General features: G+C 72.4%; 14 protein-coding genes and 1 pseudogene. 8 read left to right on the top strand and 7 right to left on the bottom strand.

Translation table 11 applies throughout. The features are described 5' to 3' along the window. The first annotated feature begins 342 nt into the window (after nucleotides 1-342). The gene (locus SSOG_RS54120; protein ID WP_009718398.1) at nucleotides 343-507 is read left to right on the top strand and encodes a hypothetical protein; all 165 of its coding nucleotides are present in this window, start codon (nucleotides 343-345) and stop codon (nucleotides 505-507) included. 144 nt (nucleotides 508-651) lie between these two features. Here the strand turns inward: SSOG_RS54120 and SSOG_RS31935 are convergent, their stop codons facing one another. From SSOG_RS31935 to SSOG_RS31925, 3 genes are read right to left on the bottom strand one after another with little or no spacing between them, the layout of a single operon-like run. Then, nucleotides 652-1,602: a 3-oxoacyl-ACP reductase gene (locus tag SSOG_RS31935; protein ID WP_009718397.1), complete on the bottom strand. Its 951-nt coding sequence runs from the start codon at nucleotides 1,600-1,602 to the stop codon at nucleotides 652-654. Next, on the bottom strand, nucleotides 1,587-2,672 hold the full coding sequence (locus SSOG_RS31930; RefSeq protein ID WP_009718396.1) for a Zn-dependent alcohol dehydrogenase: 1,086 nt from the start codon (nucleotides 2,670-2,672) through the stop codon (nucleotides 1,587-1,589). The genes SSOG_RS31935 and SSOG_RS31930 overlap by 16 nt, the downstream gene beginning before the upstream one ends. Nucleotides 2,673-2,705: 33 nt before the next feature. After that, nucleotides 2,706-3,560 (bottom strand): MaoC/PaaZ C-terminal domain-containing protein, encoded by an 855-nt coding sequence (locus SSOG_RS31925; RefSeq protein WP_009718395.1) that lies wholly within the window; start codon nucleotides 3,558-3,560, stop codon nucleotides 2,706-2,708. 312 nt (nucleotides 3,561-3,872) lie between these two features. Between SSOG_RS31925 and SSOG_RS31920 the strand changes: the two genes are divergently transcribed. Next, nucleotides 3,873-5,099 (top strand): sensor histidine kinase, encoded by a 1,227-nt coding sequence (locus SSOG_RS31920; RefSeq protein WP_050800035.1) that lies wholly within the window; start codon nucleotides 3,873-3,875, stop codon nucleotides 5,097-5,099. Beyond that, nucleotides 5,096-5,701: a response regulator transcription factor gene (locus SSOG_RS31915; RefSeq protein WP_009718393.1), complete on the top strand. Its 606-nt coding sequence runs from the start codon at nucleotides 5,096-5,098 to the stop codon at nucleotides 5,699-5,701. Before SSOG_RS31920 ends, SSOG_RS31915 begins: the two co-directional genes overlap by 4 nt. Nucleotides 5,702-5,704: 3 nt before the next feature. Here the strand turns inward: SSOG_RS31915 and SSOG_RS31910 are convergent, their stop codons facing one another. Beyond that, nucleotides 5,705-6,211, bottom strand: coding sequence for a CGNR zinc finger domain-containing protein (locus tag SSOG_RS31910; RefSeq protein WP_009718392.1), 507 nt, complete (start codon nucleotides 6,209-6,211; stop codon nucleotides 5,705-5,707). Between the two features lie 109 nt (nucleotides 6,212-6,320). Between SSOG_RS31910 and SSOG_RS31905 the strand changes: the two genes are divergently transcribed. Further along, entirely contained in the window at nucleotides 6,321-7,181 is an 861-nt protein-coding gene (locus SSOG_RS31905) for an alpha/beta fold hydrolase (protein WP_009718391.1), read from the top strand. 48 nt (nucleotides 7,182-7,229) lie between these two features. Here SSOG_RS31905 and SSOG_RS31900 read toward each other — a convergent pair whose 3' ends face one another. Beyond that, nucleotides 7,230-8,168 (bottom strand): alpha/beta fold hydrolase, encoded by a 939-nt coding sequence (locus tag SSOG_RS31900; protein ID WP_009718390.1) that lies wholly within the window; start codon nucleotides 8,166-8,168, stop codon nucleotides 7,230-7,232. A gap of 155 nt (nucleotides 8,169-8,323) precedes the next feature. Here SSOG_RS31900 and SSOG_RS31895 point away from each other — a divergent pair, with 155 nt between their 5' ends. Further along, nucleotides 8,324-8,908: a TetR/AcrR family transcriptional regulator gene (locus SSOG_RS31895; protein WP_009718389.1), complete on the top strand. Its 585-nt coding sequence runs from the start codon at nucleotides 8,324-8,326 to the stop codon at nucleotides 8,906-8,908. Between the two features lie 64 nt (nucleotides 8,909-8,972). Here the strand turns inward: SSOG_RS31895 and SSOG_RS31890 are convergent, their stop codons facing one another. After that, nucleotides 8,973-10,436, bottom strand: coding sequence for an MFS transporter (locus SSOG_RS31890; protein WP_009718388.1), 1,464 nt, complete (start codon nucleotides 10,434-10,436; stop codon nucleotides 8,973-8,975). Between the two features lie 91 nt (nucleotides 10,437-10,527). Then, nucleotides 10,528-12,705 (bottom strand): acyl-CoA dehydrogenase family protein, encoded by a 2,178-nt coding sequence (locus SSOG_RS31885; RefSeq protein WP_009718387.1) that lies wholly within the window; start codon nucleotides 12,703-12,705, stop codon nucleotides 10,528-10,530. Nucleotides 12,706-13,373: 668 nt separating this feature from the next. On the opposite strand from SSOG_RS31885, the gene SSOG_RS31880 reads away from it, so the two are divergent. From SSOG_RS31880 to SSOG_RS31870, 3 genes and pseudogenes are all read left to right on the top strand, one after another. Continuing rightward, nucleotides 13,374-13,970, top strand: a complete 597-nt coding sequence (locus SSOG_RS31880; protein WP_050800371.1) for a class I SAM-dependent methyltransferase — start codon at nucleotides 13,374-13,376, stop codon at nucleotides 13,968-13,970. Nucleotides 13,971-13,994: 24 nt separating this feature from the next. Then, nucleotides 13,995-14,908: pseudogene (locus SSOG_RS31875) on the top strand (N-acetylmuramoyl-L-alanine amidase). Between the two features lie 161 nt (nucleotides 14,909-15,069). Beyond that, the gene (locus SSOG_RS31870; protein ID WP_009718384.1) at nucleotides 15,070-15,582 is read left to right on the top strand and encodes a DUF5336 domain-containing protein; all 513 of its coding nucleotides are present in this window, start codon (nucleotides 15,070-15,072) and stop codon (nucleotides 15,580-15,582) included. Nucleotides 15,583-15,598: the final 16 nt, after the last annotated feature.

Raw genomic sequence — 15,598 nt, 5'->3', positions numbered from 1 at the left:
CCGGGGCGCGGGCCTGGACACACAATTTCGGTGCGGGCACGGACGCGGGGCCGGGGGGAGTCCGGGGTGGAGCCTTGGGTGGGGACGGGGTGCTGGCCCGGGGTCGAGCAGGAGACCGGCCAGGAGTCCGAGCTGACCGTGGTCGCCCCACGGCCCGTACCGCTCCAGCAGGCGCCTCTCGCCAGGTCACGGGAGCCCCGGCCACCCCGCTGGGTCCGCGATCACCGCCCTGGTTAGACTCGGTCGCTGGGGCTGCGCAGACCGGTTGGCACGGCGTGTATCGACGTTGTGGCGGGCCCCTCGCGCAGAGTACGCAGCGAACTTACCGGGGTGACTTCCCACATGTCCGAAGCCCGCACCGACATGACCCAGGCGCGCTCGCAGGAGGCGGCCGAGGCCGATGCCGCCTCAGGCCAGGGCAAGCACCGGGGTCAGCAGGCCGCGTCCGAGGAGCCGCAGGCTCCGGCACAAGGCCGCCACCGCCGTCCGAGCGAGAACGCCTCGTAACGTCTCGTAAGGGCGCCGGGAGCGCATCACCCCCCGCCCCTCCCTTTCCCGCAGCACGCGCAGCACTCGCAGCACACGCAGCGCACGCGCACGGCTGCGGGGCAGGGAGGGGTGGGCCGTTTCACCCCCGCCTCAACGACCGCGTCACCCCCGCTTCAGGCTCAGCACCTCCAGCGCCGCGAACCCCTCCCCACGCCGTTCGTCGAAGTACGGCGTGAGCAGGCCGTCCAGCTCCCCGAAGCCGAAGACGTCGCCCACCGCGTCCAGCTTCGCGGCCACCCGTGGCCGTTCCACGATCGCCACCATGCCCCCGTGGACCACGAACACCTGGCCGTTCACCGCCGTCGCCTGCGGGGAGGCGAGGTAGCCGACGAGGGGGGCCACATGCTGGGGGGACAGCGGGTCGGGGCGGTCTTCCGCGAGGTCGGCGTCCGGGAAGACGTCCTCGGTCATGCGGGTGCGGGCGCGCGGGCAGATGACGTTCGCCGTGACGCCGTACTTGGCGAGCGCGCCCGCCGTGGAGAGGGTCAGGCCGACGATGCCGCCCTTCGCGGCCGCGTAGTTGGGCTGGCCGGGCGATCCGGCGAGGAACGCCTCGGACGAGGTGTTCACGATGCGGCCGTGCACCGGCCCGCCCCCGGCGGCCTTGGAGCGTTCGCGCCAGTGCGCGGCGGCGAAGCGGGTAGTGCTGAAGTGGCCCTTGAGGTGGACGCGGATGACCGAGTCCCATTCGTCCTCGGTCATCGAGAAGACCATCCGGTCGCGGAGGATGCCCGCGTTGTTGACCAAGATGTCCAGCGCGCCGTACGTGTCGACCGCGAGCCGCACCAGTGCGCGCGCCGTGTCGAAGTCGGCCACGTCGCCCACATGGGCCGTGGCCCGGCCGCCCGCCGCGCGGATCTCCTCGGCCACCTCCTCGGCGGGGCCGGAGGACGCCTCGCCGGAGCCGTCGCGGCCGCCCTGTCCGTAGTCGTTGACGACGACGGCGGCGCCCAGCCGCCCCAGCTCCAGCGCCTCGGCTCGGCCGAGGCCCCGCCCGGCGCCGGTGACGATCGCGGTCTTCCCCACCAGGGGACGTTTCAGATCTCGATGCATGTGCGCAGCGCCTCCCCCGTCCGCATCTGGCCGAGCGCCTCGTTGATCTCGCCGAGCCGCACCCGGTGGGTGATGAGCCCGGCGAGGTCGATGCGGCCCGCGCGCCACAGCGCGATGGTCCGTTCGTACGAGCGCAGCACATCGCCCCCGCCGTACAGGGACGGCAGGATCCGCTTCTCGTCGAAGAACAGCTCGAACATGCTGAGTTGGAGGAAGTCGTCCACCGCGCCCGCCCCGACGACGCACAGCGTGCCGCCGCGCCGTGTGGTCTCGTACGCGCGGCGGGCGGTGGCGGACTTGCCGACGACCTCGAAGACGTAGTCGAAGCCCTCGCCCGCGGTGACGCTGTTCTTGGCGTCGTCGAGCCCCTCCGGGGCGACCGCCTCGGTGGCGCCGAAGCGCAGCGCGGCCTCGCGCCGCGAGGCGACGGGGTCGACGGCGACGATGTGGGCCGCGCCCGCCGCCCGGGCGCCCTGCACCACGCTGATGCCCACCCCGCCGCAGCCGATGACGGCGACCGACGAACCGGCCTCCACCCGCGCCGTGTTGAGGGCCGCGCCGAGCCCGGTGGTCACCCCGCAGCCGATGAGCGCGGCGATGTCGTACGGGACGTCGTCGGGGATCGGCACGGCGCAGGGCGCCGGGAGGACGACCTCCTCGGCGAAGGTCCCGGTCCCGGCCATGCCGAAGACCTGGGAGGCATCGTCGCCCGCGCGCTTGAAGTTGGGCGTTCCGGCGTTCATGAACCCGGACAGACACAGCTGGCTCTGGCCCCGTTTGCAGGACGGACAGCCGCCGCACGCGGGCAGCCAGCACACCAGCACCCGGTCCCCGGGGCTCAGCCCGGTCACCCCGTCGCCGACCTCCACCACCTCGCCCGCGCCCTCGTGGCCGGGGACGAAGGGCACGGGCTGCGGCAGGACGCCGCTCATCGCGGAGAGGTCGGAGTGGCACAGCCCGGTGGCCCTGATGCGCAGCCGGACCTTGCCGGGGCCGAAGCCCACCGCCTCGATGTCGTCGAGGACTTCGAGCTTGTCCTGTCCCGTCTCGTGCAGTACGGCTGCGCGCACAGCGCCTCCTCTTGAATAAGTGGGATCACAAGGTCAGGCGTGGGCGACGACCGTGTCACCGAGGACGGGCGCGTCGTCCCGTTCGACGGCGCTCGCCGTCACCTGGACGCGCCCCTCGTCCCGCCACATCCGGATGCGCAGGGTCTCGCCGGGGTACACCACCCCGGCGAAGCGCGTCGTGTACGAGCGCACCCGGGCGACGTCGCCGCCCAGCTCGGTGTCCACGACGGCCTTGAGGACCATGCCGTACGAGCAGAGCCCGTGCAGGATCGGCTTCTCGAACCCCGCGACCTTGGCGAACCCGGGGTCGGCGTGCAATGGGTTCCAGTCCCCGGAGAGCCGGTAGAGCAGTGCCTGGTCCTCGCGGATGGCCCGCTCCACGGTGCGGTCGGGCTCGCGGGCGGGGGTGTCCAGCCGCTCGGACGGGCCGCGCTCGCCGCCGAAGCCGCCCTCGCCGCGGACGAAGATGCGGCTGTCGCAGGTCCACAGCGGGCCGTCCGCGTCGGCCGCCTCGGTGCGCAGCACGATGACCGCGGCCTTGCCCTTGTCGTACACCGCCGCGACCCGGGACGTCTGGGTGGCGTCCCCGGTCACCGGGATCGGCCGGTGCACCTCGACGGTCTGGCCGCCGTGCAGGACGGAGGCGAGGTCGACGTCGATCCCCGGGCCGTTCAGCCCCCCGGCGAGCGCCATGCGGCCGCCCGCGACGGTGGCGAAGCTGGGCAGGACGTGCAGCTCGCTCTCCAGGGTGTAGCGCAGCTCATCGGGGTCGGTGGCCGGGATTCCGGCGCCGATGCCCAGGTGGTAGAGCTGGATGTCCTTGTGGCCCCAGGCGAGGGCGGTGGTCCGGGGCTCGGCCGAGACGGCCTCGGTGGCGTCGATGGGCATAGGGCGACAGCACTCCTTGGCGGGAGGGGCGGGAAGACCCCGGCCCGCCCGTCCGCACCGTCGGCCGCGCCGGGGTCGTCACTGGTCGGCAGGGCCGCGCCGCGTTTAGAACGCGTTCTAGCCGATGGCACTTGTATAGCCCAATCCCCCTGACGGGGGAAGACTGCTGACGGACCGTCAGATGTTCCCGTGCGCCCCGGATGCCCTGCCTCGTACGGGGACCATTCGGCACCGGACCCGGGACATATGTCACGGCCATCCCCCGACATCCGCATCTGCCCAGCTCATCCCGGCTTCCGTAAGGTCGGTCCCATGTATGCCACCGCCGTGGACATCGAACGGCTCAAGCCGCCGGGCCGCATGGCCTTCCTGCCCTGGCTCTTCATGCTCACCCCCGACGCGAGGCACCTCTTCGACCGCGGGACGCCGCTGCCCTGGCTCGCCGCCCTCGGACTGACGGCCTTCGTGGGGGCTTACGTGGCCGCCGTCCACACCGGCCTCGACCCGCGGCGCCGCGCCACCCGGGCCCCGCTCCTGGCCCTCGCCGGACTGGCCGCGGTCGCCTTCGCCCTGGGCATCGGCTACGCCGGGAACTGGCTGCTGTGCTTCCCGCTGCTGTCCCTGGCCACCGGGATCGTGCTCCGGGGACACAGACGCCTGGGGCCCGTCATCCTCGTTTTCGCCTGTTCCGCCGGGGTCATCGCGAGCCTGCGCGGTGGGCCCTCGGATTCGTTCACGATCGGATACGGCACCGTCCTGTCCGGCCTGGTCACGGCGGCCGTCCTGTCCCTGTTCGAGACCGTCGCCCAGCTCCGGGCGACCCGCCAGGAGCTGGCCCGTACGGCGGTGGAGAAGGAGCGGCTGCGCTTCTCGCGCGATCTGCACGACCTCCTCGGGCACACCATGTCGGTCGTCGTGGTCAAGGCGGAGGCCGTGCGCAGGCTCGCCCCGCGCGACCTGGAAGCCGCGCTCGGCCAGGCCGCGGACATCGAGGCGGTCGGCCGCCAGGCCCTGACCGAGATCCGCGAGGCCGTCACCGGCTATCGCGAGGGCAGCCTGGACACCGAGCTGGACCGGGCGCGCTCGGCGCTCGACGCCTCCGGTATCGAGGCCGACGTCCACCGCTCAGGACCACCGCTGTCGCCCCAGGCGGAGGCGCTGCTCGGCTGGGTGGTGCGGGAGGGCGTCACCAATGTGGTGCGGCACAGCGGGGCGGACCACTGCGAAATCGACGTCCGTGGGGGCATCGGCCGGGTACGGCTGGTGATCACCGACAACGGGCACGGCGTAGGCTCCCGCCCGTCCGACAAGAGCGAGGACGGCAGCGGCGGTACGGGCACCGGCGGTACGGGCACCGGCGGCACGGGCCTCAAGGGGCTGGCCGAGCGGCTGGCCGTGGCGGGCGGTTCGCTGGAGTCCGGCCCCGACGGGCGCCGGGGCTTCCGGCTCGTCGCCGAGCTGCCGGTCGATACGGAGGATCCGATGGAGACCACGGAGCCCGGGCACCCGGGGCAGGCCAAGGGGGTCCGTACGGCGTGATCAAGCTGCTGCTCGCCGAGGACCAGGGCATGATGCGGGGCGCGCTGGCCCTGCTGCTCGGCCTGGAGGAGGACTTCGAGATCGTCGCGCAGGTCGGCGACGGCGACGAGATCGTGCCGCGCGCCCTGGAGGCCGGACCCGATGTCGCCCTGCTGGACATCGAACTGCCGGGCCGCAGCGGACTGGACGCCGCCGCCGCACTGCGCCGGGCGCTGCCGGACTGCCAGGTGCTGATCCTCACCACCTTCGGCCGCCCCGGCTATCTGCGCCGGGCGATGGAGGCGGGGGCTGCCGGGTTCCTGGTCAAGGACGGGCCGGTGGAGGAGCTGGCGGTCGCGATCCGCCGGGTGCTGGCGGGCGAGCGGGTCATCGACCCGGGCCTGGCCGCGGCCGCGCTCAGCGCGGGCCCCAACCCGCTGACCCAGCGCGAGCGCGATGTCCTGGCGGCGGCGGTGGACGGCGCGACGGTGGCCGACATCGCGGCCAAGGTGCACCTCTCCCCCGCCACCGTGCGCAACTACCTCTCCTCGGCGATCGGCAAGACCCAGACCCGTAACCGCATGGAGGCGGTCCGGGCCGCCCGCCAGAACGGCTGGCTGTAACGGCTACTCGGGTTGCGGGGTCTCCCGTGCCCGGGCCTGGTGCCGGCGGGCCTTGAGCCGGTTCCCGCAGGTCTTCATCGAGCACCACCGCGCGGTGTTGGCACGGCTGCGATCCAATAGGAAGAGTCGGCATTCACGGTTCTCGCACGGCCGCAGACGGCCGGGCATGCGCTCCTTGACGTCCGCCCACGCGAGTACGAGTTCCACCGCGAGCCTGCGCTCCGGCGGCATTTCCACGTGCCACTCGATTCCCGACGCGCCGGGCTGCGGGACCTTGCGCACGCCCGCGAGGACGCGGCGCAGCCGGGGCTCCGCCGATGTGCCCGACTCCACCGCCTGGAGCGCGTCCCGGGCGGTGCGCAGCCACCGGCGCTCCTCGTCGCCGCCGATCCCCCCGTGCTCCCGCGCCCATCTGTCCACCTCATGGTCGTCGCGCCACAGATCCTGGCGTCGGCCGTCCACCACAGGGGTGCTGTTCAGCGCCTGCATGAGGGCCTGGTCGTCCAGCACGGCCCGATCACCTTCCCAACTAACTCCATCAAGGCGTTTGACAGGTTACTCCCAGGGCGGTCTACTGGACATCGCAGATAACCATCAAAAGACCTCGAAGGGGTTAGTCATGGTTGAGATCCGCCACCGCTACGCGACCGTGCGGGGACATCGCGTCTTCTACCGCGAGGCAGGACCCCGCGAGGCGCCCACGCTGGTGCTGCTGCACGGATTCCCCACCAGTTCACGTATGTTCCGGCACCTCATCCCGGCGCTGGCCGACCGGTTCCACGTCATCGCCCCCGACCACCTCGGCTTCGGCAACTCCGACGCCCCGCCCGTGGACGCGTTCACCTACACCTTCGACGCGCTGACCGACCTCACCGAAGCCCTGCTGGCCCAGCTCGGCGTCACCCGCTACGCCGTGTACGTCCAGGACTACGGCGCACCCATCGGCTGGCGGCTGGCCCTGCGCGCCCCGGACGCGATCACCGCGGTGATCACGCAGAACGGCAACGCCTACGAGGACGGCTTCGTACCGGAATTCTGGAAGCCCGTCTGGGCCTACGCCGAGAATCCGGGCCCCGAGACCGAACCCGGCGTGCGCGCCGCCCTGTCCCTCGACGCCATCCGCTGGCAGTACGTGCACGGGGTGGACCGGCCCGAGCTGGTCGATCCCGACACCTGGGCCGCCGACCACCGCGAGGTCAACCGGCCGGGCAACGACCTCGTACAGCTCGCCCTGTTCCGCGACTACGCCACCAATCCGCCCCTCTATCCGCAGGTGCACACCTACTTCCGGGAACGCCAGGTCCCGCTCCTCGCGGTCTGGGGCGCGGGCGACGAGATCTTCGGCCCGGACGGAGCACGCGCCTTCGCGAGGGACCTGCCGGACGCGGAGATCCATCTGATTCGCGGAGGCGGGCACTTCCTGCTCGAAAGCCATCTGGACACCGTGGCCGGGTACATCCGCGGGTTCCTGACGTCCTAGTACGGCGGTCGGACTCCGTGGTCCGAGTTTCGCGCGGTTCGACGGGCGTCAGTCGTCGTCGGCGATGAAGTCCGCTATCGCGGCAGCGACAGCTTCGGGCTGCTCGTCGGGGATGAAGTGTCCAGCGTCGGGCACGACGATTCCGGTGGTGTTGTCGGCCCATGGGCTGATGGCGGCGGCCATGTCCGGAACGGAGCCGTGGCTGCTGGAGATTCCGAGGATGGGCACGGTCGGGCGCCGCCACCTGAGCGCCTCGCGGTTCTTGCGCGCCGACTCCGCGGCATCTCGGTAGTACGCGAGGGAAGCGCGCAGGCCGCCGTCGACGGCGACGGCCTGCGCGTAGTGGTCGAGCTCGGCGTCGTCGAACGTGTCGGGAGACAGGGCCTTCACCTTCAGGAACCAGCCGACGTACTCGCGTTCGCGGCCGGCAAGCAGCGTCTCGGGCAGGTCGGGCACGATGTGGAACGCGAAATGCCAGGTTTTCCACGCTCGGTCCGGGTCGGTGGGAATCACCTCCGGGAGAGTGATACCGGGAATTCCGGCGTCGAGCAGAGCGACCCCGCGCAGGTGGCTCTCGAAGTCGAGGGCGAGAGAGAAAGCGACCCAGGCGCCGATGTCGTGGGCGACCAGGGAGTAAGTCGACACTCCGAGAGCCTGCACGGCGGCGTGGACGTGCGCGGCGACCGCGTGCGTGTCGTAGCCGCGCTCCGGACGCTCGGAGTGGCCCTGACCCGGCAGGTCGATCGCGATGACGTGGAACCGGTGGGTGAGGTCGGGCATCACCTTTCGCCAGGCCCACCAGGTTTGCGGGAATCCGGCGATCAGGACGACGGCCGGGCCGCCCGGCCGTCCGCCTTCGACGGCATGAAGGCGGACGCCGTCCGCGTCGACCCAGCGGTGAGTGAATCCGGCCAGATGCCGCAGGGGCAGGTCGCGGATGGGGTTGCTTTCGGAGACATGCGGAGCGCTGGTCGCTGTGCCGGTCACGGGGATCCTCCATCGGTGTCAGGTGTGCGGCCGGGAACGCGGTATGCCTGGCCATGACCACGCTTGAAGGCTAACGCATCTTGGACTGGACAGTTCAAGATAGAGTGGTGCGCAACACGGTCCGAACCATCGACGCATCGGCAAGGAAGTGCCGCGTGGCAGGCAAGAAGCAGTTCGACATGGACGCGGCGCTCGACGCCGCGATGATCCAGTTCTGGCGCGACGGCTATACCGACACCTCACTGGACGTTTTGTCCCGGGCAACCGGCCTGAACCGCAGTTCCATCTACTCCTCCCTCGGCGACAAGGACACGCTCTTCCTGCGCTGCCTGGATCGCTACGCCGCGCGCTACGGCGAGAAGTACGACGCCGCCCTGTCGTGTGCAGCCTCGGAACCCGTTGCCGCTGTTCGTGCGTTCTTCGACGTCACCCTCGAGCGCATCGCCGATCCCGAACTACCTGATGGCTGCCTGATCGCCCAGTCAGCCATGGCAATTCCAGTGCTGAGTCCGAGCGTCGCAGCGCACGCTCAGCAGGCGCTCGGCTTCCAGCGCCTGCGCCTGCGCGCCGCACTGGAGGCCGGCCGACTGACCGACCAGGGCGCCGAGGCCTTCGCCGCACACGCGGCGGCTGTGAACCAGTCGCTCGCCGTCATGAGCAGGGCCGGGGCGACCCCGGCGCAGCTCCTGGCCATCGTGGGCGTGACCGTTGACGCGCTGTCGCAGGCGTTGTGCGCGTAACGCATCTGATACGGCCGTCGGACTCGCAGCCGGCGGCCTTGACCAGATCGGTCCGACCGCCGTACTAGTCCGCGCGGGCCGCGGCCGGGGTGCGTGGCAGGGCCACGGCCATCAGCACCACCGCCGCCGCGATGATCCCCGTGGCCACGACGAACGCATGCCCGTAACCGGCCGCCAGCGCCTCCGGCCCGCCCCCGCCGCGGGCCGTGATCCGCTCGGCCGCGACCGTCGCCAGCACGGTCAGGCCGAGCGCACCGCCGATCTGCCGCGAGGTGTTGACCAGCCCCGACACCAACCCGGCCTCGGACGGGGCCGCACCGGAGGTGGCGGAGGCGGCGAGCGGGGTCATCATCAGCCCGGCCCCGAACGACATGACGATCGCGGGGCCCAGCACCGTACCGGCGAAGGTGCCGTCCGCGTCCATCCGGCTCTGCCACGCGTAGCCGACGACGGTCAGCGTTCCGCCCGCGATCGCCAGCAGCTTCCCGTCCAGCCGGACCATCAGCCGGGGTGCGAGCTTGGAGCCGAGGATGATCGAGACGGTGTGCGGGAGGAACGCGAGACCGGCCTTGACCGGGCTGTAGTGCAACACGTTCTGCAAGTAGAGCGACATGAAGTACCACATGGCGAACATGCCGCCACCGCACACCACCATCACCGCGTTCGCCGATGTGACCGCCCGGATACGGAACAGCCGCAGCGGCATCAGCGGTTCCTCCGTACGCGCCTCGACGGCCACGAACACCGCGAGCAGCACCAGCCCGCCGAGCAGCGGCCCGAGCGAGGCGACGGCGCCCCAGCCGTGCGGCTCGGTCTGCACGATGCCGTACGCGAGCGCGGTGACGCCCGCCGTGACCAGCAACGCGCCCGGGATGTCGAGCCGTCGTGCCACCCCGGAGCGGCTCTCGGTCAGCCACACCACCGCGGCCACCAGCACCACCACGCCCACCGGCACGTTGACCAGCAGCACCCAGCGCCAGGACAGGTACTCGGTCAGCACCCCGCCGACCAGCCCGCCCGCCGCTCCCCCGCCCGCGCCGACCGCCGCCCAGGTGCCGATGGCGCGGGTGCGGGCCGCGCCGTGCGGGAAGGCGGTGGTGAGGATGGTGAGCGTGGCCGGTGAGAGCACGGCCGCGCCGAGGCCCTGGAGGGCGCGTGCCGCGACCAGTTGCCAGGGCTGCTGGGCGACGCCGCCGATCAGGCTGGCGACGGTGAACAGCCCGAGCCCGGTGAGGAACACCCGCTTGCGTCCGAAGAGGTCGGCCGCGCGGCCACCGAGCAGCATGAACCCGGCGAAGGTCAGCGCGTAGGCGTTGACCACCCATTGCAGCGCGGTCTCGCCGAGCCCCAGGTCCGTGCGTATGGACGGCAGGGCGACGTTGACCACCGATACGTCGAGGACCACCACGAACTGACCGGCGCAGGCGGCCAGCAGCACCGCCCAGGCCGGGGGCGCCGCGCGCGGCGGACGGGGGGCGGAGGCGGCGGTGGAGGGAAGGGCAGGCGGAGGGGGTTTTGGGGTGGACATGGCGGTGATGCTCGCATTGCGCACGGACCCAACGCATCGGTATTTCTGCGCATTTGCGGACGGCGGCGGGTCCTAGGACCGTCGCCCGGTGTCAATCGCGGGGCAGGCCGAGCAGCCGTTCCGCGACGACGTTCAGCTGCACCTGGGTCGTACCGCCCGCGATGGTCAGACAGCGCGACATCAGGAAGCCGTGCAGCGCCCGCTCCCCCGCGCCCTCGCGCACCGCGCCACCGGGACCCAGCAGCTCCAGGGCGAGTTCGGCGACCTTCTGCTGATGGGCGGTCTGGACGAGCTTGCGGACGCTCGCGCCCGCGCCCGGCTCCACCCCGGACACCTGGCGCAGGGTGGTGCGCAGCCCGATGCAGGCGAGCGCGTGGGCCTCGGCCATGAGCCCGCCGACGCGCTCGCGCTCCGGGCCGGTCTCCGGAACGTGCGCGATCAGCGCCTCCAGACCGGTGTCGAAGGTCAGCTGGTCGGCCATGTGGACGCGTTCGTTGCCGAGGGTGTTGCGGGCGACCGCCCAGCCCGCGTCCACCTCGCCGACCACCGCGTCCGGCGGGAGCAGCGCGTCGTCCAAGTACACCTCGTTGAAGAGGGATTCCCCGGTGATCTCCCGCAGCGGGCGGATGGTGATCCCGGCCGTCCGCTTCATGTCGACCAGGAAGTAGCCGAGCCCCTTGTGCTTGGGCGCCGCCGGGTTCGTACGGGCCAGCAGGATGCCGTAGTCCGCCGTACGCGCCCCCGACGTCCACACCTTCTGCCCGCTGACCCGCCACCAGCCCTCCGCCGTCCGCTCGGCCCGGGTGCGCAGCGCGGCCAGGTCGGAGCCGGCGTCGGGCTCGGAGAACAGTTGGCACCAGCGGAGTTCGCCGCGGAGCGTCGGCAGCAGGAAGCGTTCGCGCTGGGCGTCCGTGCCGTACGCGATGAGCGAGGGCACCACCCAGGTGGCGACGCCCAGATCGCTGAGGACCACGCCCGCGTCGCGCAGCTCGCGCTCGATGGCGAGCTGATGCACGGGGGTCGCGCCGAGGCCGTACGGGGGCGGGAGATGCGGTGCCGCGTACCCGGTGGGCGCGAGGGCGCGCCGTGCGGCGCCCGGGTCCAGCCCGCGCGCCGTCGCGATGACGGCGCGGGCCTCACGGCGATGGGTCTCCGCCTCGGGCGGGAGGTCGAGCCGCAGTTCACGGCGGGCGCCGGTGGCGGCGAGGCGGGCGGCGCGCAGCCGGTGCCGTGCGCCGGTGCCGAGCAGCGCGCGGGCGGCGGTCGCGCGCCGGAGGTGGAGGTGGGCGTCGTGTTCCCAGGTGAAGCCGAGGCCGCCGAGGATCTGGATGCAGTCCTTGGCGCAGCCGTACGCGGCGTCGAGCGAGGTGGCGGCGGCGAGCGCGGCGGTGAGGCCGCGTACGGCTTTGGGCTCGTCCTGCGTCCTGGCCGCGTCCCAGGTGAGGGCGCGGGCCTGCTCGACACGCACGAGCATGTCCGCGCACAGGTGCTTCACCGCCTGGAACTGCCCGATCGGCCGCCCGAACTGCTCCCGCACCCGGGCGTGCCCCACCGCCGTCTCCAGCGCCCAGCCCGCGGTGCCGCACGCCTCGGCGGCGAGCAGGACGGACGCCAGGTCGGTGACGAGCGCGGGGTCGATGTCCAGCACCCTGCTGCCGGGTACGGCCACGCCGGAGGCGCGTACCTCGGCGGTCGGCCGGGTGGGGTCGGCGCCGTCGTGGACGCGGAGCGTGAGGGCGGCGCTGTCCACGGCCAGCCACACGGTCGCCGCGCCGCGCGCCGCGGCGAGCACGACCACATCGGCGTCCCCCGCGCCCAGGACCGGCGGCGCGACTCCGTCGAGGACCAGCCCGCCGTCGGGGCCGGGGGTGGCGGTGGCGGTGGCGGTGAGCGACCCGGCGCCGAACGCGACGGCACCGGCGCGGGTGCCGTCGGCGAGGCCCGCGGCCAGGTCGTCCCGTCCGGCCCGGTGCAGTACGGCCGAGGCCAGCACGGTGGGCAGATACGGCCCGGGCAGCGCGGCCCGCCCGGTCTCCTCCAGGACGACGGCGAGGTCCACCAGCCCCCCGCCGCCTCCGCCCCACTCCTCAGGCAAATGTGGTCCGAGCAGCCCCTGCGCGGCCAGCCCGGGCCAGTACACGGCCCTGCCGCCGCCACCGGGTGCGGCGTCGAGCACCTTCCGCACCGCCTCCGGCGGCACCGCCCGCCCCAACCACCCCCGCACCGCGCGCGCCAGCTCGTCCTGGTCTTCCGTGACGGCGATGCCCATGCGGGGCTCCAATCTGACGGTTAGTCAGGTGTGGTGCGCGCCGGGTTTCTTCCCCACCCCGCCCCTTCCCGAAACTGGGGCCCCGCCCCAGACCCCGCCCCCACCGGTTCACGGGCACCGGCTGCGCCGTTTCGCGAACGCCGAGCCCCGCCGGTTCACGGGCACCGGACCCGATTCGCGGGCGCCCGACCCGCGGTTGGCAGGCACGGGATCCCGCCGGTTTGCGGACACAGGACCCGATTCGCGGGCACCGAACACCGCCCCCGTTTGGCGGAGCCCGGGCCGCCGGCACGCGGGCGCCGAGCCCCGCCGGTTTGTGGGCAATCGTTCCGCGGAGGGGGCACCTCCCAGCGGTAGCTGGGGAAGGAACGGGTGGGCACAACCCGGCCACCGGGCCCGCACCCGGCGACGAAACCCCGGCCAGGGACGGCCCGCGCCGCACCACCCACCGGCCCGCACCCGGCAACGAGACACAACCCCGCACACCCAGCACCGCACCCGGCGACGAAACCCCGGCCAGGGACGGCCCGCGCCGCACCACCCACCGGCCCGCACCCGGCAACGAGACCCAACCCCGCACACCCGGCACCGCCCCCGTACGGCAGGATGACACCGTGACCCAGCCCGCCACCGCAGTCCTCGACGCCTTCACGCGTGCCAAGGGCTTCATGCCCACCGACGAGGGCCTCGCCCTCTACGCGGCCGCCACCGACGCCACCACCCGGCTCGGCCTGCCCCTGCTCGAAGTGGGTACGTACTGCGGCCGCTCCACCCTCCTCCTCGCCGACGCCGCCCGCGCAGCGGGCACCGTAGCGATCACCGTGGACCACCACCGCGGCTCCGAGGAGCAGCAACCCGGCTGGGAGTACCACGATCCGGACGTCGTCGACCCCGAGGTCGGCCGGATGGACACGCTGCCCACCTTCCGGCGAACCCTGCACGCCGCGGGCCTCGAAGACCACGTCATCGCGGCCGTCGGGCGGTCCCCGCAGGTCGCCGCGGTGTGGGGAAAGCCACTGGCGCTGGTGTTCATCGACGGAGGGCACACCGATGAGCACGCGGCCGCCGACTACGAGGGGTGGGCTCCCCACGTCGCACCCGACGGGCTCCTCGTCATCCACGACGTGTTCCCCGACCCGGCCGACGGCGGGCAGGCCCCGTACCGGATCTACCGCCGCGCCCTCGCCTCCGGCGCGTTCACCGAGGTGTCCGCGACCCGCTCACTGCGCGTACTGCGCCGCACCGGGACGAATCCGCCCGCCTGACCCGCAGCCGCTACCATCGCCGACGTGTCCAACGGCAGCTTCTTCTCCGCCCCCGGCCGCCGACGCGGCGGCACCCTCGCCCTCGTGCTGGCCACCCTGGCACCGCTCGGTCTCGGCGGCTGGCTGCTGTGGGACAACCTGGGGCGGCAGGACGACAACGGCGGCGGCGCACCGGCATCCTCCCTGCCGACCGTCTCGTCCACCTCCTCGCCGCTGCCCGCGCAGCCTCCGTCGTCCTCGCCCAAAAACAAAGGCGACGACAAACCCCTTTCACCGGCAAGGTCGTCGTGCTCGACCCCGGCCACAACCCGAACAACCGCGATCACACCGCCGAGATCTCCCGCCACGTCGACATCGGCACCGACGAGAAGGAGTGCGACACCACCGGCACGGCCACCGACGCGGGCTACTCCGAGGCGTCCTTCACGCTCGACGTCGCCCGCCACGCCCGCGCCCTCCTCGAAGCACGCGGCGCGACGGTGAAGTTCACGCAGGACGGCGACCGCGCGTTCGGGCCGTGCGTGGACGAGCGCGCGCGGATCGGGAACAGCGCGCACGCCGACGCCGTGGTGTCCGTCCACGCGGACGGCGCCCCCGCCGGGGATCGCGGATTCCACGTCATCCTGCCCAAGTCCGTCCGCGGCGGCGACGCCGACACCTCGAAGATCGCCGCGCCCTCCCGACGGCTCGGCGAACGCGTGCGCGGCGAATTCATGGATGCCACCCACAGCGAGCCCGCCGACTACATCGGCGACGGCAGTGGGTTGAATGTCCGCGGTGATCTCGGCGGTCTCAATCTCTCCACCGTTCCGAAAGTGTTCATCGAGTGCGGCAATATGCGCGACTCCAAAGACGCCGCGGAACTGACCGATCCGAAGTGGCGTGAGCGCGCGGCCCTCGGGATCGCGCAGGGCATTACGGACTTCTTGAACGGTTAAGTCTCCAACAACCGAACGCGAGGTCACGACCGGGATACCGATGCCCCACCCCCGGTCTCATCAGCTTGATTCCCCCGTACGATGGGTCCACCCCCGACGCCTTCGCGCCACCGCGCCTGGCGGCAGCGTTCCGTATACGAGAAAAAGACTAAGGACTCACGTTGAACATCCGCTCGCTCACTCGAGGCGACGGCGTGGTGATCGGAGCAGCGGTGTTGCTCTTCATCGCCTCCTTCCTCGACTTCTACTCGGCCGATTGTGACGGCCCGTACTGCCCCGACATGCCGAATGGCTGGGACACGGACTTCCTCCTGGTCGTCCTTCCGTCGGTGTTCCTGATCGGGCTGATCGGCGCGGGGTTGGTCATCGCAGGGCGGTTCCAGCCCGAGAGCCGTAAGGTCGGCGGGCTCACCCTCGACCAGTGGGGCTCCGGCTTCGTCGTGGTCGCCGCCTGGGACTCGCTGTGGTCGCTCATGGTCGCGCCGGACAAGGTCAGCCCGGGTGTCGGCGCCATCCTCGGGCTGGTGGCGACCCTGGCCATGGCCGCGGCGGTCATCGCGACCCCGCGCGTTCCGGCCCTCAAGGCGCCGCTGATGCCCGCGGCCGCTCCGGCGGCCCCGTCCCCGTACGGCGCCCAGTCGCCGTACGGCGCGCAGGCCCCGCAGCCGGGTTAACGCTACCCGGGCCCGG

Source organism: Streptomyces himastatinicus ATCC 53653 (genome assembly GCF_000158915.1).
GTDB lineage: Bacteria > Actinomycetota > Actinomycetes > Streptomycetales > Streptomycetaceae > Streptomyces > Streptomyces himastatinicus.
Note: the sequence above shows the minus strand (reverse complement) of the source record. Positions and strands in the feature narration are given on the sequence as shown.

Coding starts and splice junctions, on each gene's coding strand:
- SSOG_RS31935 (WP_009718397.1), bottom strand. CDS start 1,602: ATGCATCGAGATCTGAAACGTCCCCTGGTGGGGAAGACCGCGATCGTC.
- SSOG_RS31920 (WP_050800035.1), top strand. CDS start 3,873: ATGTATGCCACCGCCGTGGACATCGAACGGCTCAAGCCGCCGGGCCGC.
- SSOG_RS31880 (WP_050800371.1), top strand. CDS start 13,374: ATGCCCACCGACGAGGGCCTCGCCCTCTACGCGGCCGCCACCGACGCC.
- SSOG_RS31905 (WP_009718391.1), top strand. CDS start 6,321: ATGGTTGAGATCCGCCACCGCTACGCGACCGTGCGGGGACATCGCGTC.
- SSOG_RS31885 (WP_009718387.1), bottom strand. CDS start 12,705: ATGGGCATCGCCGTCACGGAAGACCAGGACGAGCTGGCGCGCGCGGTG.
- SSOG_RS54120 (WP_009718398.1), top strand. CDS start 343: ATGTCCGAAGCCCGCACCGACATGACCCAGGCGCGCTCGCAGGAGGCG.
- SSOG_RS31925 (WP_009718395.1), bottom strand. CDS start 3,560: ATGCCCATCGACGCCACCGAGGCCGTCTCGGCCGAGCCCCGGACCACC.
- SSOG_RS31890 (WP_009718388.1), bottom strand. CDS start 10,436: ATGTCCACCCCAAAACCCCCTCCGCCTGCCCTTCCCTCCACCGCCGCC.